Raw genomic sequence first — 21,280 nt, 5'->3', positions numbered from 1 at the left:
GCTTTGCTGATGTTCATCCTCTGACGTCCTCGACACCGACGAAGGGGGTCCGGCACCTGGGTGCCGGACCCCCTTCGTCGTGTCCGCGCTCGTCGGTGTCAGGGAGCGCGGCGGGCGACGGTCGCGCGGGGGCGGCCGGACAGGTCGGGGTGGTCGACGACGTCGACCCACTCCCCCGTGGCGGCGAGCGCGCGGGGCAGGGTCTGCCCCTGGGAGTCGGCGTGCTCCATCACGAGCAGACCACCGGGGCGCAGCAGGGCCGCGGCGGTGGCGGCCACCGCGAGCGGGATCGCCAGACCGTCCTCGCTCCCGCCGTACAGGGCGACCGCGGGGTCGTGCTCGGCGACCTCGGGCTCGAGCGGGACCATCCCGGCAGGGATGTAGGGCGGGTTGCTCACGACGAGGTCAACGCGGCCGACGAGCCCGGCCAGCTCCGGCACGCCGGCGGCCGGGGTGGTGGCGTCCGCGGCGACCAGGTCGACGGCCAGGCCGGTGACCTCGATGTTGCGTGCCGCCCACGCCAGGGCGAGCTCGCTCACCTCCACGGCGGTCACGTGCGCGCCGGGGACCTCGTCGGCGACGGCGAGCGCGAGCGCCCCCGAGCCGGTGCACAGATCCACGACGGTCGGCGTGCTGGTCCCGTCCGTACCGCCCGGCCCGACCAGCCCCTGGAGGGCGAGGTCGACGACGGCCTCGGTCTCGGGGCGGGGGACGAAGACCCCCGGCCCGACCTGCAGCTCCAGACGGCGGAAGGGGGCGGTACCGGTGAGGTGCTGCAGGGGCACCCGGGCGGCCCGCTCGGCCACGAGTGCGCGCAGGCGCCGCAGCTCGTCCGGCTCGACCCCGCCGCCGAGGACCATCCGGCGCTCGATCTCGGAGCGGTCGGCCCCGATGGCGTGGGCGGCCAGCAGCAGCGCGTCCGCCCGCGGCGAGGGCACGTCCGCCCCGGTGAGGACGGCGACCGCCTGGTCCACCTCCGTCCGGAGCGAGGTCACCCCTCGCCGCCGGAGAGCGCGCCCAGGCGCGCGGCCTCGTCGGCCTCGACCGCGGAGTCGATGACCGCGTCGAGGTCGCCGTCGAGCACGGAGTCGAGGTGGTGGGCCTTGTAGCCGGTGCGGTGGTCGCTGATCCGGTTCTCGGGGTAGTTGTAGGTGCGGATGCGCTCGGACCGGTCGACGGTGCGCACCTGCGAGGCGCGGGTCTCGGCGGCCTCGGCCGCGGCCTCGTCCACCGCCATCTGGTGCAGACGGGCGCGGAGCACGCGCAGCGCCGACTCCTTGTTCTGCAGCTGGGACTTCTCGTTCTGGCAGGAGACGACGGTCCCGGTCGGCAGGTGGGTGATCCGCACGGCGGAGTCGGTGGTGTTGACCGACTGCCCGCCCGGCCCGGAGGAGCGGTAGACGTCGATCTTCAGGTCGTTCGGTCCGATCTCGACCTCGGCTGTTTCCCCGATGTCCGGCATGACCCACACGCCCGCGGCGGAGGTGTGGATGCGGCCCTGGCTCTCGGTGACCGGCACGCGCTGGACGCGGTGGACGCCCCCTTCGTACTTCAGCCGCGCCCACGGCGCCTCGCCCGGCTCCGGGGTGCCCTTGGCGGAGACCGCCACGCGCACGTCCTTGTAGCCACCGAGGTCGGACTCGGTCGAGTCGAGGATCTGGGTGCCCCACCCGCGCTTCTCCGCGTGCCGCAGGTACATGCGCAGCAGGTCACCGGCGAAGAGGGCCGACTCCGCTCCCCCTTCGCCCGCCTTGATCTCGAGGATGACGTCGTTGTCGTCGTCGGGGTCGCGCGGGATGAGCAGGCGGCGCAGCCGGTCCTCGGCCTCGGTCGCGGCGCTCTCCAGGGCCGGGATCTCCTCGGCGAAGGCGGGGTCCTCCCCCGCGAGCTCGCGGGCGGCCTCGAGGTCGCCGACGATCTCCTCGTGGGCGCGGTGCGCGGTGACGATCGGGGTCAGCCGGGCGTAGCGCTGGTTGACCTCGCGCAGGCGGTCCGGGTCACCGATGACGGCGGGGTCGGCCAGGGCGGCCTCCAGCTCGGCGTGCTCGGTGAGCAGGGCCTCGACGGACTCGAGCACGTGGACCTCCGGTGTGACGCAGGAGCCTAAGCAGTTGCGAAGGGGGTGGGCCGGGTTCTCGCAGGAGCCTAAGCAGTTGCGAAGGGGGTGGGCCGGGTTCTCGCAAGAGCCTAAGCAGTTGCGAAGGGGGTGGGCCGGTGGAAACACAGATGCGCCGGCCAGCCCGAGCGGGCTGACCGGCGCATCGTGGGAGCTACTTGGAGGCCTTCTGGCCGTAACGCTTCTGGAAGCGGGCCACGCGGCCACCGGTGTCCATGATCTTCTGCTTGCCGGTGTAGAACGGGTGGCAGTTGCTGCACACCTCGGCGCGGATCTCGTGGTCGGCCTTGGTGCTGCGGGTGGTGAAGGTGGCGCCGCAGGTGCACGTGACGGTGGTCGCCTCGTACGCGGGGTGGATGTCCTTCTGCACGTGGTGCTCCTTGAGTCTGGATGTGTCCGGGTCGACGCTGTGCCCCTCGTTGGGACCGTCCAGCTGCGGCCTTGGTGCCGCTCGTCGTGAACCGGACCGACGTTGCATTGTGCCAGATTGCCGGCACACCGGACAAAACACCGGCGCGGGGGTGGATGTTCCTCCCGCACCCCGGGCGCCGCACCGGAGGCGCCCGGAAACGAGGCCGGGCGTGCGGCAGGATGGGGACATGGCTCGCTCCTCCCGCATCCCCCGACGCCCCGGACGGGACCGCCGAAGGGAGCCGGTCCCGGGCCCGGTGGAGGGCTCGGTGATCCGCCCGGCCGTCCAGGGTGACATCGCGACGATCATCGCCCTGCGCGCGTTGATGTTCGAGGCCATGGGGGTCTCCTCCGACGAGGTCCTCGACATCGGCTGGCAGCAGGACGCCTCCCGCTGGATCCAGCTGCGCCTGTCCGACCCGAGGGTGTGCATCGTCGTGGCCGAGGCCAACGGCACCGTCGTCTCGTGCGCGATGGGGCAGGTCGTCCCCCTGATGCCCTCCCCCTTCGGCTCGGACGACGGCGGCCGGATCTCCAACGTCGCGACCTTCCCCCGGCACCGGCGGCTCGGCTTCACCCGGGCGACGGTCGAGGCACTGCTCGAGTGGTTCACCGAGGAGACCGACGTCGGCGTGATCTCGCTCAACGCCACCGAGGAGGGCCGGGCGATGTACGAGCGCTTCGGCTTCACCGACGTCAGCTTTCCTGAGATGCGCCTGCACCTGGACCGGTCCGCGGACGACGAGGCGGACTGACTCCCCCTTCGCACGAGTCGTACCGGATCAGGTGGTCACCTCGTGCGGCATCGACGCGGTCTTCTCGCACCAGTCGACCACCTGATCACGGGCATCATCCCTCGCGCGGCGCGAGCGGGAGGGTCAGGGTGACCGTGGTGCCCTCCCCCTCGGTCGAGGCGAGGTCGACACGGCCGCAGTGCGCTGCGGCGATGGACTCGACGATGACCAGCCCGAGCCCCGTGCCGGGGACCTGCCCCTGCTGGGCGTTGCTCGCGCGGAAAAACCGCGTGAAGAGCCGCTCCTGGTCCGCGGCAGGGATCCCCATCCCCGTGTCCGCACAGACGATGCGCACCTCGTCACCGTGGACCCCGGTCGTCAGGCGCACGACTCCCCCGGCAGGGGTGAACTTCACCGCGTTGCTGACGAGGTTGCCGATCGCGCGCTCGATCTGCGCCGGGTCGACACGCGCCCGGACGGGGGCCTCGGGCTGCTCGAGGACGAGGTCGACCTCGGCGGCGGTGGCCACGGGAGCCAGCTGCTCGACCACTCGTGCCGTGCTGTGGGCGATGTCGTGGACCCGGCGCTGGGTGTTGGCCTCACCGCTGTCCAGCCGGTTGAGCAGGAGGAGGTCGTCGATGAGGCTGCGCAGCCGCTCCACGTTGCGGGCGATCACGTCCAGCGCCCGCGCCTGCGGCTCACTCAGCCGGCCGTAGTCACCGTCCTCGAGGAGCTCGAGGTACCCCGCGATCGAGGTCAGCGGGGTACGCAGCTCGTGGCTCGTCGTCGCCATGAAGGTCGACTTCTGCTGGTCGAGATCCTCCAGCGAGGCGACGTAGCGCTGCTCGACGAGGGTGTGCGCCGCGTACTCGGCGACCCGCTCCATGGCCTGGATCTCCGCCTCGTCCCACTCGTGCGGCTCGCTGGTGACCACGGACAAGGCCCCGACGGCCTCGTCCTGGAAGCACATCGGCAGCAGGACCCAGCCCTCCAGCGACCGGCGGCGGGCCACCTCCTGCAGCTCCTCCGGGAAGGTGGCCTCGATCTCGGCGCGGGTCCGCGCCCGCAGGATGGGCAGGTCGGAGAGCATCCGGGACAGCCCCGGGATGGCGAGCTCCTGCACGGCGCGCGGGAAGTCGGCACCGGAGGTGTCCCAGCTGCCCATGAGCGCGGCGACGTCCTCACCCACGAGCCGGTAGACCGATGTCGAGTCCGCCCCGATGCCGGCCCCGAGCTGCTCGCAGGCCAGGTCCCAGCCTCCCTCCCTCGAGCCCAGCACCGTCGGCAGGCGCCCGGTGATGCGGTAGAGGTCGAGTCGGTGCTCGCGCTCGCGCTGCATCCTCGCGTTGGCGCTGGCGAGGGAGTTGAAGGCGCTGGCCAGCTCGACGACCTCGTCTGCGCCGCGGGTCGTGTCCGCGCGCTCGTCCACGGCGCCCCGCTGGTGCCGGGCGACGACCTGCTGCAGGGCCTGGAGGGGGCGCGCCAGACGAGCGAGTGCGCGGCGGCTCTGCTGGACGGTGACCGCCAGGGCGATCAGCGTGGCCAGCCCCATGACCACCACCGCGCCGTTCATGGCCGTGCTGTAGCGGTCGCGGCGGTCCTGGCGGGCCTCGGCGATGTCCTGCACGAGGGAGTCGTGCGCGTCGGTCAGCTGGTCGAAGGCGCTGGCGTTGGGGCCCAGCGCCTGCGTCCGCGCGTCGGCGCCGGTCGCGATGTCCTCGTCGGCCACCTCGAACCAGCGGCTCCCGGCCTCCACGAAGGTCTTGGTCAGCTCCTCCTCGACACCCGCCCTGGCGGACGCCTCGAGCAGCTCGCGCTGTCCCTGCGTGAAGGTCGCCTTGGCCTCCCGGTACCGCTCGAGGAACTGCGGCTCCTCGGTCAGCAGGTAGGCGCGGTAGTTGGCGTGGGCCTCGGTGGCCTCGATCCGCATCCGCGCGCTGCGGTCGACGAGCGGGCTGATCGTGCTCGTGGACTGGCTCACCTCGTGCTGGATGACCAGGATCGAGGCGACCGAGAGCAGCGAGATCAGCAGGATGACCAGGGACACCAGGGAGACGAGGCGCTCGAGGACACGGGCGACGGTGTTGCGTGGGCTCATCCGTCCGACCGGTCCGCGGTGTCGAATCCGGTGCGGGTCATCGTGCCCCACTCCTGCTTGCGGCCGGCCAGGCTCTGCGCCCATCCCTCGAGGCGCCAGATCGCGGTCGCCTGTCGGTAGCCGAGGTTCTCCACGACGGCGGAGGCGGCGGTGCTCACCAGGTCACGCCACCGCGGGTACTTGTGGAAGCTGAGCTCCTCGACGGTCATGGCCGCCAGGGTCACGAGCATGGCGTAGCCGTAGGCCACGGCCATGAAGAGCAGGAAGTACCCCATGTCCACGACCCCGAGGAGCCAGCCCACGACGACGAGGACCAGCCCGAACAGCTCCAGGGCGGGGGCGATGAGCTCGAAGAGCCAGTAGTAGGGCACCGCGATGAGGCCGACGCGCCCGTAGCGCGGGTTGAGCAGCATCGAACGGTAGGCCCACAGCGTCTCCCACAGACCACGGTGCCAGCGCCGCCGCTGCTTGCGCAGCACCGCCGTCGTCTCGGGGACCTCGGTCCAGCAGATCGGCTCGGTGATGAACTGGACGCGGTAGTCACGGCCGGTGCGGCGCATGTGCCGGTGCACCCGCATGACCAGCTCGAAGTCCTCGCCGATGCTCCCCGGATCGAGCCCACCGACCTCGACGAGCACGTCCCGGCGGAAGACCCCGAAGGCGCCACTGATGAGGATGAGTGACTTCAGGCGCGACCAGCCGCAGCGACCGAGGTGGAAGGCACGCAGGTACTCCACGACCTGGATGCGCGCCAGCCAGCTCGTCGACATCCGCACCTCGGTGACGCGGCCACCACGGACGCTGCACCCGTTGACGGCGCGGATCACCCCTCCGCCGGCGACCATGCGCACGGGGTCCTCTGCGAAGGGTCGCGCCACCGCCAGGAGGGCGTCCGGATCGAGGACGGAGTCGGAGTCGACGAAGACCACGAGGTCCTGGGTGGCGAAGTTGACCCCGACGTTGAGGGAGTCGGAGCGGCCGGAGTTCGGCTTGCGCACCACGGTCAGTCGCGTCCGGCCGTTGCGCGGTACGTGCACGGAGGTCGCGACCTCGCGCACCGCCACGTCCGTGGGCATCCGTCGGGGCACCTCGACGAGGTCGAAGGCAGCACGCAGAACCTCGAAGCCACCGTCGCTGCTGCCGTCGTCGACGACGATCACCTCGTGCCGCGGGTAGTGCAGGGCGAGCATCGACTGCGTGGCGACCTTGATCCCCACCTCCTCGTTGTACATCGAGGTGACGACGCTGACCCCCGGCACCAGTCCGGAGCCGAGGAGCTCCTCGCGCCCGGCGAAGGGCAGCTGCCGGGTGGAGCGACGAAACTCCAGGGCCGCGGCGACGACGAGCACGAGGTAGGAGGTGTTGATCAGCAGGAAGTAGATCAGCACGGGCAGCGCGACGGCGCCGAAGATCGCCTCGACGACAGGGGTGGCGGGCTCGAGGACCTCCTCCATCACGCGCCCCTGGCCATCGGGTGACGAAGGGAGTGCATGGCCAGTCCGTGGGCGGAGGCTGCCGCTGCCGGCCCCTCGGCCGCGTCCGCCTCACGCAGCACCTCGACCCCGCCCTCCCCCAGGCCGATGAGCGCGTCCGCGGCGAGCTCGCCCACTCGCAGGTCCTCGTCGGCCAGCAGGACGGTCAGCGCCACGGCCGCTCCGCGGTCGCCGATGGCCCCGAGCGCCCGGGCGGCGGCCAGCCGCACCGACCTGGGGAGGGTGGGTGCGGTCATGTCGGCAAGGGCGGTCACGTCGGCGGGGTCACCCAGCTCGCCGAGGGAGTCGGCGATGGCCGCGAGGACCGCCGGGTCCCGCTCCTGGTCCACGAGCGAGCGCAGGCGCTCACGCTGGGACAGGTGCTGGGCCCGTCCGATGGTCATCGCCGCAGCCGTGCGGGTCGAGGCGTCCGGGCTGTCCAGGGCCGCGCCGACGACCGCTGCGGAGTCGGGCCCCAGGGCGCCGAGCGCCTCGACGACCACCCAGACCGGCAGCTCCCCTCGTCCTCGGCGTCCGGGGGCCACCGCGGCCAGGAGCGCGGCTGCGCAGCCGCTGTCACCCAGCATCCCGAGCGCGCGGGCCGCCGTCACCGACACCCCGCGGTCGCGGTCCCGCAGCAGCGGGACGATCTCGCTCGTCGCCTCCCGGACACCCATGACGCCCAGGACCCAGGCCGAGCGGGCCCGACGCGTGCCCGACCAGGCGGACAGCCCCGCACGCGCCCGCCGGACCAGACCGTGGGCCACGAGGATGTCGACGATCTGCTGCGCGGGCGCACCGCGGACCTTGCTCAGGTAGCCGACGAGGAGGGGCTCGACGAGCTCCACGCTGTGTCCGTGGAGTGCGCGCAGTCTCGCGTCGGCGGCCCCGTCCTCGTCGTCACCGGCAGCGATGGCGACGATGTCGCGACGCACGGGTGCCAGCTCGCGCGTGATCACCCGACGTCGGCGGCTGCGCACCAGACGAGCCATGACGATGGTGGCGAGCAGCACGACGAAGGTCGCGAGCACCACCCACAGGCTCAGCCGCAGCACCCACGGCTGGACGACGACCTCGTCCACCGGTCAGCCTCGCCCCATCAGCAGGGCGACCCGGTGCACCAGCTCACGCGGGCTGAAGGGCTTGGTGAGGTAGTCGTCCGCACCGGTGCTGAACCCGGCGTCGACGTCGACGTCGCGGGCGCGGGCAGTCAGGAGGATGACCTTGGTGGCGGCGAGGGTCTCGTCCGCCCGGATCTCGCGGAGCACGTCGAGGCCGGACAACCCGGGCATCATCACGTCGAGCACCGCCAGCTGCGGGCGCTGCTCACGCACCTGGCGCAGCGCGTCATCGCCGTCCGCGACCGAGAGGACCGAGTACCCGGCGTTCTCCAGCTTGAAAGCGACCAGGTCCTTGATGTCGGCATCGTCGTCCGCCACGAGGACCACCCCCTGCGCCATACGTCCTCCGATGTCGACCACTGCGCGTGCGTGGGCAGGATAGCCGCGAACGGCGAACCGCGACGACCGGACGTCTTGCAGGTCAACGGGGTCGGCGGCCGTACGGACAGCAGGTGGCCGCCACCCGGCGGGGTGGCGGCCACGTGCGCGAAGGGGGCGGGTCGCCTACGCGGCGTCGTCCTCGTCGCCGAGCTTGCCCGAGCTGGTCTGCGCGACCTGGGTGAGGAACTCGTAGTTCGTCTTGGTCTTGCGCAGCCGGTCCAGGAGCAGCTCGACGCCCTGCTGGGTGTCGAGGGCCGCGAGGACGCGACGCAGCTTCCACATGATCTTCAGCTCCTCCGGTGCGAGGAGGATCTCCTCGCGCCGGGTGCCGGAGGCGTTGACGTCGACCGCGGGGAAGATGCGGCGGTTGGCCAGGCCACGGTCGAGCTTGAGCTCCATGTTGCCGGTGCCCTTGAACTCCTCGAAGATCACCTCGTCCATGCGCGAGCCGGTCTCGACCAGCGCGGTGGCGAGGATCGTCAGCGAGCCGCCGTTCTCGATGTTGCGGGCCGCGCCGAAGAACTTCTTCGGCGGATACAGCGCCGCGGAGTCGACACCACCGGAGAGGATGCGCCCGCTCGCCGGGGCGGCGAGGTTGTAGGCGCGACCGAGCTTGGTGATCGAGTCGAGGAGGACGACGACGTCGTGCCCCATCTCGACCAGACGCTTGGCGCGCTCGATGGCCAGCTCGGCGACCGTGGTGTGGTCGTCGGCGGGCCGGTCGAAGGTCGAGGAGATGACCTCGCCCTTGACCGCGCGCTGCATGTCGGTGACCTCCTCGGGACGCTCGTCGACGAGGACGACCATGAGGTGGCACTCGGGGTTGTTCGTCGTGATCGCGTTGGCCACGGACTGCATGACCATCGTCTTGCCGGCCTTCGCCGGGGCGACGATGAGGCCGCGCTGGCCCTTGCCGATGGGAGCGACGAGGTCGATCATCCGGGTGGTCAGGACGTTGGAGTCGGTCTCCAGGCGCAGGCGCTCCTGCGGGTAGAGCGGCGTCAGGCTGCCGAAGGCGGCGCGACGCTTCGCGTCGTCGACGGTGAGCCCGTTGATCGTCTCGAGCTTGACCAGCGGGTTGTACTTGCCGCGGTTGCCCTTGCCGCCGACCGTGATCTGCGGCTCCTCGCCCTCGCGGGTGGCCTTGACCTGGCCGGTGACCGCGTCACCCTTGCGCAGGCCGTTGCGCTTGACCATGCCCAGCGGGACGTAGACGTCGTTCGGCCCGGGCAGGTACCCGGAGGTGCGCACGAAGGCGTAGTTGTCCAGGACGTCGAGGATGCCCGCGACGGGCACGAGCACGTCGTCGTCGTGGATCTGCAGGTCCATCTCGTCGGGCTGACCGCCGCCACGACGCTTGTTGCGGTTGCGGTTCCGGTTGCGCCGGCGACCGCCGCGGTCGTCGTCCTGGTTGTTGCGGTTGCCGCCCTGGTTGCGGTTGCGGCCGCCGTCGCCCTGGCCACCGCCCTGGTCGTTGCCGCGGTTGCGGTTGTCGCCGCCGTCGTTGCGACCGCCGTCGCGGTTGCCGCCGTCGTTGCGGCCGCCCTCGCGATTGCCGCCGTCGTTGCCGCGGTTGCGGTTGTCGCCCTCGTCGTTGCGGCCACCGTCGCGGTTGCCGTCGTTCTGGTCGTTGCCACGGTTGCGGTTGCGACCGCCCTCGCGGTTGCCACCGTCGCTCTGGTCGTTGCCACGGTTCCGGTTGCGACCACCGTCGCGGTTGCCGTCGTCCTGGCCACCGCCCTGGTCGTTGCCACGACCACGACCGCCACGGTCCTGGTCACGGTCGCCGCGCTCGGAGCGCGAGTCCTGGTCGGCGCGCGAGTCCTGGCTGCCGGAGCGGTCCTTCTTCGCGGACTGGTCGCCGGCTGCAGGCTGCTGCTGCGCCTGCGGCTGCTCGGAACGCTCGGGAGCCTGCTGCGGGGCAGCCTCGGCGGGAGCCGTGTCGGCCGGGGCCGCGTCGGCCTTCTTCTCCGGCGTCCGGGCCGGCGCCGTGGCCGGTGCGGACGAGCCGGACTGCTGCTCGCGGATGGCGGCGATCAGGTCGCTCTTGCGCATCTTGGCGGTGCCGGAGATGCCCATGCTCGACGCGAGCTGCTGCAGCTGGGCGAGGCGCATCGCGCTCAGTGCCCCGGAGCGACGCGGCTTCTCGGCCGTCTCCGCTGCGGTGTTCTCGTCGGTGGTGGTTTCGGTCACGAAGGACCCTTTCCCTCGTCGTGCCCGCCCATGGCAGGCCTGATGAATCCCGTCAAGGGCGGGATATCTGATGAGAACCCCACGACCGTGCGTCACACCCATCGGCGCAGACGCTCACGTAGGGGAAGTGCTCCTGTCCGCACATGCCCTCGACTGGTTCGCCGACGCATGGGGTTCGGTGGAGCAGTTCCAATGTATCACTGCCTCCCTGCCAGACCTACGCACCCGCCCCCTCTCCCTTCGCAAGAGCCTAAGCAGTTGCGACGAGCCACCCCCTCCCTTCGCAAGAGCCTAAGCAGTTGCGAAGAGCCACCCCCTCCCTTCGCAAGAGCCTAAGCAGTTGCGACGAGCCACCCCTCTCCCTTCGCAGGAGCCTAAGCAGTTGTGACGAGCCGCCCCCTCCCCTTCGCAGGAGCCTAAGCAGTTGCGACGAGCCTGACGCGCCTCAGCCGACGAGGTGGACGCCGCGGTCCGGGACGCCCGGGGTGAGCACCCGCCAGCTCGTCTCGCGCGCGGCGGCGATGGCGCCGACCTCGTCGACGTGGTCCCTCGTCGTCAGCGTGAGCACGGACGGACCCGCACCGGAGATCGTGGCGGCGAGGCCCTCGGCGCGCAGGGCGTCGACGAGCGCCATGCTCGTGGCGTAGCTCGGTCGGCGCGACTCCTGGTGGAGCAGGTCGGTCGTGCCGGCGGTGAGCAGCCCGGGGTCCGTGGTCAGGGCGTGCACGAGCAGGCCGACGCGCGCGGAGTTGGCGGCAGCGGTGGCCAGCGGCACGACGTCGGGCAGGACCGAGCGGGCCGTGTGCGTGCTCAGCTGCTGGTCCGGCACGAGCACGACGGGGACGATCCGCGGGTCGAGGCGAAGGGGGACGGTCCGGGTCGTCGGGAGCGGCTCACCGGCGTCGGTGGTCGAGAGCGTCGCACCGCCGAAGACGCTGGCGGAGGCGTTGTCGGGATGGCCCTCGAGCGCGCAGGCGATGGTGTTGATGGTGTCGAGGTCGAGCTGCCCGTCGCCACCGGAGCCCAGGGACGAGAGCGCCTGTGCCGCAGCCACGCCCATGACGATGGCGGTCGCCGAGGAGCCGAGACCGCGACCGTGCGGGACCGCGTTGCGGGAGCTCAGGTGCACCCCCGCGGGCGGCTCCACCCCGAGGTGCTCCCAGGCGGTGACCATCGTGCGGTGGACGAGGTGGCTCGCATCACGCGGCACCGCGTCGGCGCCGGCCCCCGTGACCTCGATGATCGGACCCGGACCGTCGATGACGGTGACCGTCGCCTCGTCCCACACGCCGAGTGCCAGACCGACGCAGTCGAAGCCGGGCCCGAGGTTGGCACTGGACGCAGGCACCCGCAGGGTCACGCCGGTGCCGACGGGGATGGCCACGGTTCAGCCCTGCAGACCGAGCTCGCTGGCGACCGCGTAGGCGTCTGCGGACACCCGCACCGGGGTGACGTCGGAGCCGTCAGCGTTCTTCAGGGCCCACTGCGGGTCCTTCAGGCCGTGGCCGGTCACGGTGCACACGATCGTCGCGTCCGCCGGCACCTGACCGGCGGCACTCGCCTTGAGGAGGCCGGCGACCGACGCCGCGGAGGCCGGCTCGACGAAGATCCCCTCCCGCGCGGAGAGGATGCGGTGCGCATGGAGGATCTCCTCGTCGGTCACCGAGGTGATCGAGCCACCGGACTCGTCGCGTGCCTGCTCGGCCTGGGTCCACGAGGCGGGGTTGCCGATGCGGATCGCGGTGGCGATGGTGTCGGGCTCGTCGACCGGGTGCCCCAGCACGATCGGCGCGGACCCGGCGGCCTGGAAGCCCCACATCTGCGGGGTCCGGGTGGCGACGGCGTCCAGCGTGCCCCCGAGGCCCTCGGTCGCGCTCGCGTACTCGCGGTACCCGCGCCAGTAGGCGGTGATGTTGCCGGCGTTGCCGACGGGCAGGCAGTGGATGTCCGGGGCGTCCCCGAGCGCGTCGACGACCTCGAAGGACGCGGTCTTCTGCCCCTCGATGCGCGCCGGGTTGACCGAGTTGACCAGCTCGACCGGGTAGCTCTCGGCGAGCTTGCGGGCGACCTCGAGGCAGTGGTCGAAGTTGCCGTCGACCTGCAGCAGCGTGGCGCCGTGCGCGATCGCCTGGGAGAGCTTGCCCATCGCGATATTGCCCTCGGGCACGAGGACCGCGCAGGTCATCCCGGCCTTGGTGGCGTACGCCGCCGCCGACGCGGAGGTGTTGCCGGTGGAGGCGCAGATAACGGCCTCGGCCCCCTTCGCCGCCGCCATCGAGATGGCTGCGGTCATCCCGCGGTCCTTGAAGGAGCCGGTCGGGTTGAGGCCCTCGTACTTGACGTGCACCTGCGCGCCGACCAGCTCGGAGAGGTGCTCGGCCGGGATGAGGGGGGTCCCCCCTTCGCGCAGGGTGACGACCGGCGCACCCGCCAGCATCGGCAACCGGTCGGCGTACTCGGTGATGACGCCGCGCCACTGGTGGGCCATGGTCAGTTCCCTTCCACGCGCATGACGGAGGTGACCTCGTTGACCGCGTCGAGCTGGGCCAGCCCGTCGACCGTCGCGGAGAGCGCGGCATCGGTGGCCGCGTGGGTGACGATGATCAGCATGGCGCGCGGGTCGCCCTCCTCGTCGGTGACGACCTGCTGGCGCACCGTCTCGATCGAGACGTCGTGCTCGGCGAACTTCGTCGCGACGGCCGCGAGCACACCGGAGCGGTCATCGACGTCGAGGCTGACGTGGTAGCGGGTGATCGCCTCGCCCATCGACAGCACCGGCAGGTTGGCGTAGCTGCTCGCCCCGGGCCCGCGGCCACCGGTGACCCGGGTGCGGGCGACGGCGACGATGTCCCCGAGGACGGCGCTGGCGGTCGGGTCTCCCCCGGCGCCCTGGCCGTAGAACATCAGGTCGCCGGCGGCCTCGGCCTCGACGAAGACGGCGTTGTAGGCCTCGCGCACCGACGCCAGCGGGTGGGTCAGCGGGATCATCGCCGGGTGCACGCGGGCGGAGATGCCCGTGCCGCGGGGGGTCTCGACCTTCTCGCAGATCGCGAGCAGCTTGACGGTGCAGCCCATGTCCTGCGCGGCCTGGATGTCACGGGCGCCGACGCCGGTGATGCCCTCGCGGTGCACGTCCTCGGTGCTCACGCGCGAGTGGAAGGCGAGGGAGGACAGGATCGCGGCCTTGGCCGCGGCGTCGAAGCCCTCGACGTCGGCTGTCGGGTCGGCCTCGGCGTACCCGAGGGCCTGGGCGCGCTCGACGGTCTCGAAGAGCCCGGCCCCGGTGGTGTCCATCGCGTCGAGGACGAAGTTGGTCGTGCCGTTGACGATGCCGATGACGCGGTTGATCGAGTCACCCGCGAGCGAGTCGCGGATCGGGCGCAGGATCGGGATCGCGCCGGCGACCGAGGCCTCGTAGTACAGGTCGACGCCGTTGTCGGTGGCGGCCGTGTGCAGGCTCGCGCCGTCCTCGGCCAGGAGCGCCTTGTTGGCGGTGACGACCGAGGCGCCGTGCTCCATCGCGCTCAGGATCAGTCCGCGGGCCGGCTCGATGCCGCCGATGAGCTCGACGACGATGTCCGCGCGGGTGACCAGCTCCGCCGCGTCGGTGGTGAAGAGGCTCGCGTCGACGCCCAGGTCGGAGCGGTCCCGCCCGGCCCGGCGCACGGCGATGCCCACGATCTCCAGGCGGCGCCCGATGCGCTGCTCGAGGTCGTCGGCCTGCTCGAGCAGCATCCGGGCGACGGAGCCGCCGACGGTGCCTCCGCCGAGGAGGGCGACGCGAAGGGGGTGGGACGAGGCGGTCTGGTCCGGCCTCGGTACCGCGGTGGTCATCGGACCTCCTGGGACGGGATGGGGGTGTCGTCGACGTCGAGCGCGAGCAGGTCATCGATCGTCTCGCGACGCACGATGGTTCGCGCGGCACCGTCGCGGACGGCGATGACCGGGGGCCGCGGGGTGTGGTTGTACTGGTTGGACAACGATCGGCAGTACGCCCCGGTGCCCGGCACCGCGATGAGGTCACCGGCGGTGATGTCCTCGGGCAGGTACTCGTCCATGACGACGATGTCGCCGCTCTCGCAGTGGCGCCCGACGACACGCACCAGGCGCTGCTGCGCCTCGGAGGTGCGCGAGGCGAGGGCGCAGGAGTAGTCCGCGCCATAGAGGGCGGTGCGCACGTTGTCGCTCATGCCGCCGTCGACGCTGACGTAGGTGCGGGTCAGCTCGGAGGTGACCTCGACGTCCTTGATCGTGCCGATCTCGTAGAGCGTGAAGGCACTCGGGCCGGCGATCGCGCGGCCCGGCTCGATGGACACGCGCGGCGCGGGCGCCTCGGGGTGCTCCTCGTGGAAGGCCTTCAGCTCGCGCTCGACGAGGCCGCCCATCTGCTCGCCGAGCTGCCGCGGCGTGAGCGGGTCGTGCTCGGAGGTGTAGGCGATGCCGTACCCGCCGCCGAGGTCCATCTCCGCCATGTATACGCCGTGCGCGTCGGCGATCTCGGTGTGCAGCTCGATGAGCCGGCGGGCGGCGATCTCGAAGCCGGAGGTGTCGAAGATCTGGCTGCCGATGTGGCTGTGCAGACCGAGCAGGTGCAGCGACTCCCCCTTCGCCACGATCCGGTCGACCGCCTCCCGGGCGAACCCTCCTGCGAGGGAGAAACCGAACTTCTGGTCCTCGTGCGCGGTGGCGATGAACTCGTGGGTGTGCGCCTCGACGCCGACGGTCACGCGGACCATCACCGGCGCGACGACGCCCAGCTCGCCCGCGATCTCGGCGACGCGGTCGATCTCGGCGAAGGAGTCGACGACGATGCGGCCGACACCCCACTCGAGCGCCTGGCGCAGCTCGGCGCGCGACTTGTTGTTGCCGTGCAGGGCGATGCGCTCCGGCGGGAAGCCGACCCGCTGCGCGACGGCCATCTCACCACCGGAGCAGGTGTCGAGGAAGAGACCCTCCTCCATGATCCAGCGGGCGACGGCCGTGCACAGGAAGGCCTTGCCCGCGTAGTAGACGTCGGCGCCGCCGAGCGACTCGAAGCCGGCGGAGAAGTCGTCGCGGAAGGCACGCGCCCGGGCGCGGAAGTCGTCCTCGTCCAGCACGTAGGCGGCGGTGCCGAAGTCACGGGCGATGTCGGTGACCGGCACCCCGGCCACGGTCAGCGCGCCGCTGTCGTCGCGGGCGGTGTTGCGCGCCCACAGCTGCGGCATCAGCGCGGACAGGTCCTCCGGCTCGGGCAGCCAGTTGGGCGTGATGCCGTAACCGTCGGCGTGCAGGGTCCCGGCCTCGTGGGCCCTCATGTTCGTCGCCATGACCGCCTCACATCCGCTCGGGCGCCGAGACGCCGAGCAGGTCGAGCCCGTTGGACAGCACCTGGCGGGTGGCGTCGTTGAGCCACAGGCGCGTGCGGTGGGTGTCGGTGATCTCCTCGTCGCGGTGCGGGCGCACGCGACAGGTGTCGTACCACTTGTGGAAGTGGGTGGCCAGGCCCTCGAGGTAGCGGGCGACGCGGTGCGGCTCGCGCAGCTGGGCGGCGTGAGCGACGACCCGCGGGAAGTCACCGAGCGCGGCCAGCAGCGTCGCCTCGGTCGGGTGCGACAGCAGGCCCGGGTCGAAGCCCGCGTCGCGGTCGATGCCGTCCTCGGCAGCAAGGCGAGCGACGTTGAAGGTGCGCGCGTGGGCGTACTGGACGTAGAAGACGGGGTTGTCGTTGGTCTGCTTGCGCAGCTCCTCGCCGTCGAGGTTCAGCGGCGAGTCCGCGGGGTAGCGCCCGAGCGAGTAGCGCACGGCGTCGGTGCCGATCCAGGAGATGAGGTCCCGCAGCTCGATGATGTTGCCGGCGCGCTTGGACAACTTGGCGCCGCCGAGGTTGACCAGCTGGCCGATGCGGATCTCGATGTTGCGGTCGGGGTCGTCCCCGGCGCAGGCGGCGATGGCCTTCAGGCGGCTGACGTAGCCGTGGTGGTCGGCGCCCAGGAGGTAGATCTTCTCCGGGAAGCCGCGGTCCTTCTTGCTCAGGTAGTACGCGGCGTCGGCGGCGAAGTAGGTCGGCACGCCGTCGGAGCGGACCATGACGCGGTCCTTGTCGTCGCCGAAGTCGGTCGTGCGCAGCCACACCGCGCCGTCACGGTCGTCGACGTGCCCCTGCTCGCGCAGCCGCTCGATCGCGGCGTCGACCGCGCCGCCCTCGTGGAGGCTCTTCTCGGAGAACCACACGTCGAACTCGACGCCGAAGTCCACCAGCGTGGCGCGGATGTCCCCGAGCTGGGTCTCGTACCCGATCTGGCGGGCCACGGCGAGCGCCTCGTCGTGCGGCAGGTCGAGCAGGTCGGGACGGAGGCGAAGGGCGGTGGCCGCCAGGTCGTCGACGTACGGCCCGGGGTAGCCGCCCTCGGGGGTGGGCTCCCCCTTCGCCCGGGCGAGGACCGAGGCGCCGAAGGTGTCCATCTGCGCGCCCGCGTCGTTGATGTAGTACTCGGCGGTGACGTCGGCACCGGAGGCGACGAGCAGCCGGCGCATCGAGTCGCCGAGCGCGGCCCAGCGCGTGTGGCCGATGTGGAGGGGGCCGGTCGGGTTGGCGGAGATGAACTCGACGTTGACCGTGTGCCCGACCATCGCCTCGTTGTGGCCGTAGACGGCGCCGGCCTCGACGATGGAGCGCGCGAGCTCAGCGGCCGAGGCGGTCTCGAGGGTGATGTTGAGGAAGCCGGGCCCGGCGATGTCGACCGCGGAGATGCCCTCGGCCTCGCGCAGGCGGTCGGCCACGAGGGTGGCCACGTCCCGCGGCTTCATCCCGGCGGGCTTGGCGAGCTGCAGGGCGATGTTGGTCGTCCAGTCCCCGTGCTTCTTCTGCTTGGGTCGCTCCACGCGGATCTCGGTCGGTACCTCGACGGACAGGTCGCCCGCTTCGACGGTGGCGGAGAGGGCGGCGCGGATCGCTGCAGAGAGCTCTTCGGGGGTCACGATCGCTCAGTCTAGGTCCGGGGGCGCAGGCCCTGTCGCGGCGGATCGATTCTCGGGACGGCGCGCGCTGGTGTTAATCTCATGCGGCATCACCCACTGCCTCCGTAGCTCAGGGGATAGAGCACTGGTTTCCGGTACCAGGGGCCGCAGGTTCGAATCCTGCCGGGGGCGCCACGTGGGTCACACGTTTATCGGGTGACCCGATGAACCCCGGGTTCGCACGAGTTTCTTACTCGTGCGAACCCGGGGTTTCTCTTGCACAGGTCCGCGAGGGACCACGGGATGCGGTTCGCGCGGGGGCGCGCCCCCTTCGCGCCCCGCAGGGACTCACAGGGCCCGCGGCACCCGGATGAGGTCACCCACGCTGATCTGGTTGGGGTTGGTGATGCCGGGATTGGCGTGCACCAGCCGGTGGTAGAGGCTGCCGTTGCCGTAGTGCGTCTGCGCGATGCCCCACAGCGTCTCGCCCGAGCTGACGACGTGCTCGAGGTAGGTGCGGTACCCCGGCACGAGCAGCCGACCGAGGATGACCGGCACCACCCGCGTGCCGAGCTCGGCCCCGTCCCGCGCGGAGACGTGGAAGACCTCGACGAACGCGGTGTGCAGGGTGAAGGCCGCGGCGGACACGTCGACCGAGACCTGGAACTGGCCGTGGCCCCCGATCCCGTCGCCGGCCATGAAGTGCCCCGTGACCTCGTCGTGCCCCTCGGTGACGCGGTAGTTGAAGTTCGCCTCGAAGGCTCCCCCGGCGGTGCCGGCGATCATCACGGTGTCACCGACGATGTCGTGCGGCTGCGGTTGCTGGATCTCGATGCTCATGGTTCCCCCCGTAGTGACTGATTCCCCCCACAAAAAAGGTACCGCGGTCGGCCCCTGCCGGACAGGGGTCGACCGCGGTTCCTGCGGGCGCGGGTCAGAGGTCTCGGTGCACCTCTGCGCCGCGGACGTCCTCGCGCGCGACGTTGCCGCGCTTGCCCAGGTTGATGATCGCGAGCAGGAGCCCACCCCAGATGGTCAGCATCATGATGATCATCATGATGATTGCCGTCGTGGTCATGCCTTCTCACCTCCATCGACGAGCTCAGCAGCTTCCTCGGGTGCATTCTCGAGGTCGACGTCCCCACGCCACGGGACCAGCGACAGGACGATCGCGATGATCGGCAGGGCAATGGCCATGCCCCAGCCGAAGACGTTGAGCAGCTCGGCCGGGTAGCCCCCGTACGGCTCGGCGATCTTCGACTGCAGCTCCTGGACGAGCATGACGACCAGCAGCACCGGGACGACGACCGCGATGAGCACCGGCCACCAGCCCTTGAGCTTGATCGAGCCGATGCGGTCCATGTGCTCGCGCAGCACCGGCAGCTTCCGGAAGACGAAGGCGATGGCGAGCATCATCACGGCGGCGACGACCACGATGCCGAAGGAGTTGACGAAGGCGTCCATGGTGTCGAGCAGGTAGAGCCCCCCGGTGGTCGAGAACATCACGGTGCTCAGGACCGCCATCGGGACCCCGACGACGAAGGTCGCCGCCCTGCGGGAGATCCCGATCTTGTCGCGGACCGCGCCGATGACGACCTCGACGATGGAGATCATCGAGGTCAGCCCGGCGAGGACGAGCGAGCCGTAGAACAGCACGCCGAGCAGCGCGCCGGCCGGGGCCTCGTTGATGATCGCGGGGAAGGCGACGAACGCCAGCCCGATCCCGCTGGAGACGACCTCGCTGACCGAGCTCCCGGCGGCCTGCGCCATGAAGCCCAACGCCGCGAAGACACCGATGCCGGCCAGCAGCTCGAAGCCGGAGTTGGAGAAGGCCACGACCGCACCGGAGCCGGTCATGTCGGTCCTGCGGCTGACGTAGCTGGCGTAGGTGATCATGATGCCGAAGCCGACGGACAGGCTGAAGAAGATCTGTCCGACCGCCGAGATCCACACGCCGGTGTCCCCCAGCGCCGCCCAGTCGGGCGTGAAGAACGCGTTGAGGCCCTGGCCGGCACCGTCGAGCGTCAGCGCGAAGACCACGAGGGCGAGGAAGGCCACGACGAGGATCGGGATGAAGACCAGCGCGAGCCGTCCGATACCGGTCTGCACCCCCAGCGCGAGCACCCCGATGATGATGGCCCACATGATGATCATCGTCAGCAGGATGCCGGGGACGAAGTCCAGCGTCGGGCCGGGCGTCTCGGCGGCCTGCAGGTAGGTGCCGAAGAGGTAGCCCTCCGGGTCGTCTCCCCATCCCTTGTCGAAGGAGAGGATCGTGTACTTCACCGCCCACGCGAGGATGGCCGCGTAGTAGATCGCGATGACGATGCAGATGAGCGTCTGCCACCACCCGAGCCACTCGGCGCCGCGGTGCAGCCGCCGCAACGACAGCGGAGCGGACCCGCGGAACTTGTGCCCGATCGAGTAGTCGAGGTACAGCATCGGGATCCCCGCGAGGAGCAGCGCGACGAGGTACGGGATGACGAAGGCGCCACCACCACCCTCGTACGCCACGTACGGGAATCGCCAGATGTTGCCCAGACCGACGGCGGAGCCGATCGCGGCGAAGATGAAGACCCGGCGCGTCGAGAAACCTTCTCGTCGCGCGACCGGAGCCTTGGTGGTCGACATGTCGTGTTCCTCCTCCTGTGTTTCAACTACCCCCAGCATGCTCCTCGCGAAGGGCTGGGGGAATGGTGGCACGCGCGTGTCGTCCCCATACGCGCGGTCACCCGCCGCAGGCGCGCAACGGTCGCCCGGGCAGGCCGGCCCGCTCGGAGATCGTGCGGATGCCGCCGGGGTCCAGCGCGCAGCCGAGCTCGTCGGCCACTCGACGCACCAGGACCAGTCGCCGCGGGCGCCGGAAGTAGTCGTCCTTGGTGAAGTCGACGTACGTCCATCCGGCCGCCTCCACCAGCCTCCGTCGGACGATGTCGTCGTCCCCACGCTCGTAGTCACCGAAGTGGTCCGCGCCCTGGTACTCCCCCACGACCTTCGCCTCGCGCCACACGAGGTCCCCCGTCGCCAGCCAGCCGCCATCGGGATCGCTGATGTCGACATTCAGCTCCGGCTCGGGCAGCCCGGCGCGCACGAAGAGCACGCGTGAGCGCGTCTCCATCGGCGAGCGCGACCCGACCCGGATCCACTCCAGCGCCTCGCGGGCCCGGCGCACCCCCGGGACGCGACGGCCCAGCAGCGCGCGCAGCGGATCGGTCCCACCCAGGCGCCTGGCCACTGCGTCACCAATGACGACGAGGTCCTCCAGGCTGACGAAGGGAGCCAGGTCCAGCCAGGTGTCGGCCAGACCGGTCACCGGGATGCCGCGGAGTGTCGTCACCTCACGCCGGTCGAGTCCGCGGTGGGCGACCACCCCTCGCCTCCGGATCCGTGCACACGGACCCATGACGTGCACGGCGTCGTGCTCGCACTCCCGTGGAAGCGGCAGGTTGAGCGCCTCGGCCGCGGAGCAGTGCGACAGGGCGAGGTCCCCGGGGCACACCAAACGCAGCGCCCCGAACCGCTCGACGACGGTGTCCGGGGCGTCGTGGCAGCGCACCCCTCGGTACGGGTTGGCCAGGGTTCGCAGGCTCCCGCCCGGGACCGCGTCCCGCGCATCGCGCACCCGGAAGCTGCCCTCGTGGAAGGGCTCCGGGAAGTTCAGGGGTCGTGCCACGCCCATCAGCGTGCCCGGGGAGCCTCTCCGCGCCGCGAAGTTCTCCACACCCCGGCTCAGGTGGTCACTTCGTGCGACAAGACCCGCCTCATCACGCACCAACTGACCACCTGTTGGGAAGGAGGAGCGGCACCCGGGCCCA

Annotated in this window: 18 protein-coding genes and 1 tRNA gene; 2 read left to right on the top strand and 17 right to left on the bottom strand. The window is 71.2% G+C overall.

All coding sequences use genetic code 11. From position 1 onward, the window contains the following. Window positions 1-98 precede the first annotated feature (98 nt). The 3 genes from prmC to rpmE form a co-directional block, all read right to left on the bottom strand. Window positions 99-995, bottom strand: a complete 897-nt coding sequence (gene prmC, locus PVE36_RS04305; protein ID WP_277454796.1) for a peptide chain release factor N(5)-glutamine methyltransferase — start codon at window positions 993-995, stop codon at window positions 99-101. Further along, window positions 992-2,077, bottom strand: a complete 1,086-nt coding sequence (gene prfA, locus PVE36_RS04300) for a peptide chain release factor 1 (RefSeq protein WP_277454795.1) — start codon at window positions 2,075-2,077, stop codon at window positions 992-994. The genes prmC and prfA overlap by 4 nt, the downstream gene beginning before the upstream one ends. Before the next feature lie 193 nt (window positions 2,078-2,270). Further along, window positions 2,271-2,486: a 50S ribosomal protein L31 gene (rpmE, locus tag PVE36_RS04295; protein ID WP_277454794.1), complete on the bottom strand. Its 216-nt coding sequence runs from the start codon at window positions 2,484-2,486 to the stop codon at window positions 2,271-2,273. A gap of 229 nt (window positions 2,487-2,715) precedes the next feature. On the opposite strand from rpmE, the gene PVE36_RS04290 reads away from it, so the two are divergent. Beyond that, entirely contained in the window at window positions 2,716-3,282 is a 567-nt protein-coding gene (locus PVE36_RS04290; RefSeq protein ID WP_277454793.1) for a GNAT family N-acetyltransferase, read from the top strand. Between the two features lie 94 nt (window positions 3,283-3,376). On the opposite strand, the gene PVE36_RS04285 is transcribed toward PVE36_RS04290, so the two are convergent. From PVE36_RS04285 to argS, 10 genes are all read right to left on the bottom strand, one after another. Beyond that, a complete protein-coding gene (locus PVE36_RS04285) occupies window positions 3,377-5,359 on the bottom strand; it encodes an ATP-binding protein (protein ID WP_277454792.1) in 1,983 nt (660 codons plus the stop codon). Continuing rightward, complete coding sequence (locus PVE36_RS04280; RefSeq protein ID WP_277454791.1) at window positions 5,356-6,813, bottom strand: glycosyltransferase family 2 protein; 1,458 nt, start codon at window positions 6,811-6,813, stop codon at window positions 5,356-5,358. Before PVE36_RS04280 ends, PVE36_RS04285 begins: the two co-directional genes overlap by 4 nt. Continuing rightward, on the bottom strand, window positions 6,813-7,913 hold the full coding sequence (locus PVE36_RS04275) for a HEAT repeat domain-containing protein (protein WP_277454790.1): 1,101 nt from the start codon (window positions 7,911-7,913) through the stop codon (window positions 6,813-6,815). Before PVE36_RS04275 ends, PVE36_RS04280 begins: the two co-directional genes overlap by 1 nt. A gap of 3 nt (window positions 7,914-7,916) precedes the next feature. Further along, complete coding sequence (locus PVE36_RS04270; RefSeq protein WP_277454789.1) at window positions 7,917-8,291, bottom strand: response regulator; 375 nt, start codon at window positions 8,289-8,291, stop codon at window positions 7,917-7,919. Window positions 8,292-8,456: 165 nt separating this feature from the next. Further along, window positions 8,457-10,448, bottom strand: coding sequence for a transcription termination factor Rho (gene rho / locus PVE36_RS04265; protein ID WP_277455758.1), 1,992 nt, complete (start codon window positions 10,446-10,448; stop codon window positions 8,457-8,459). A gap of 523 nt (window positions 10,449-10,971) precedes the next feature. Continuing rightward, window positions 10,972-11,910, bottom strand: a complete 939-nt coding sequence (thrB, locus tag PVE36_RS04260) for a homoserine kinase (RefSeq protein WP_277454788.1) — start codon at window positions 11,908-11,910, stop codon at window positions 10,972-10,974. 3 nt (window positions 11,911-11,913) lie between these two features. Continuing rightward, window positions 11,914-13,014 carry a threonine synthase gene (thrC, locus tag PVE36_RS04255; protein WP_277454786.1) on the bottom strand — a complete coding sequence of 367 codons (1,101 nt, stop codon included), beginning with the start codon at window positions 13,012-13,014 and terminating at the stop codon, window positions 11,914-11,916. Window positions 13,015-13,016: 2 nt separating this feature from the next. Next, window positions 13,017-14,360, bottom strand: a complete 1,344-nt coding sequence (locus PVE36_RS04250; protein ID WP_277454785.1) for a homoserine dehydrogenase — start codon at window positions 14,358-14,360, stop codon at window positions 13,017-13,019. Continuing rightward, the gene (gene lysA, locus PVE36_RS04245) at window positions 14,357-15,823 is read right to left on the bottom strand and encodes a diaminopimelate decarboxylase (protein WP_277455757.1); all 1,467 of its coding nucleotides are present in this window, start codon (window positions 15,821-15,823) and stop codon (window positions 14,357-14,359) included. The genes PVE36_RS04250 and lysA overlap by 4 nt, the downstream gene beginning before the upstream one ends. Before the next feature lie 19 nt (window positions 15,824-15,842). Next, window positions 15,843-17,486, bottom strand: a complete 1,644-nt coding sequence (argS, locus tag PVE36_RS04240; RefSeq protein WP_277454782.1) for an arginine--tRNA ligase — start codon at window positions 17,484-17,486, stop codon at window positions 15,843-15,845. Between the two features lie 98 nt (window positions 17,487-17,584). On the opposite strand from argS, the gene PVE36_RS04235 reads away from it, so the two are divergent. Then, window positions 17,585-17,660 (top strand) — tRNA-Arg (locus tag PVE36_RS04235). A gap of 153 nt (window positions 17,661-17,813) precedes the next feature. Here PVE36_RS04235 and PVE36_RS04230 read toward each other — a convergent pair. From PVE36_RS04230 to PVE36_RS04215, 4 genes are all read right to left on the bottom strand, one after another. Next, entirely contained in the window at window positions 17,814-18,305 is a 492-nt protein-coding gene (locus tag PVE36_RS04230; protein WP_277454781.1) for a Gmad2 immunoglobulin-like domain-containing protein, read from the bottom strand. A 94-nt stretch (window positions 18,306-18,399) separates the two neighbouring features. Further along, entirely contained in the window at window positions 18,400-18,543 is a 144-nt protein-coding gene (locus PVE36_RS04225) for a methionine/alanine import family NSS transporter small subunit (protein WP_277454780.1), read from the bottom strand. Beyond that, the gene (locus tag PVE36_RS04220; protein WP_277454779.1) at window positions 18,540-20,096 is read right to left on the bottom strand and encodes a sodium-dependent transporter; all 1,557 of its coding nucleotides are present in this window, start codon (window positions 20,094-20,096) and stop codon (window positions 18,540-18,542) included. Before PVE36_RS04220 ends, PVE36_RS04225 begins: the two co-directional genes overlap by 4 nt. Window positions 20,097-20,193: 97 nt before the next feature. Next, window positions 20,194-21,138: a hypothetical protein gene (locus PVE36_RS04215; protein WP_277454777.1), complete on the bottom strand. Its 945-nt coding sequence runs from the start codon at window positions 21,136-21,138 to the stop codon at window positions 20,194-20,196. Window positions 21,139-21,280: the final 142 nt, after the last annotated feature.

It is taken from the genome of Janibacter sp. DB-40, from assembly GCF_029510815.1.
Classification (GTDB): Bacteria; Actinomycetota; Actinomycetes; order Actinomycetales; family Dermatophilaceae; genus Janibacter.
This window is presented reverse-complemented; position numbering and strand designations above follow the sequence as displayed.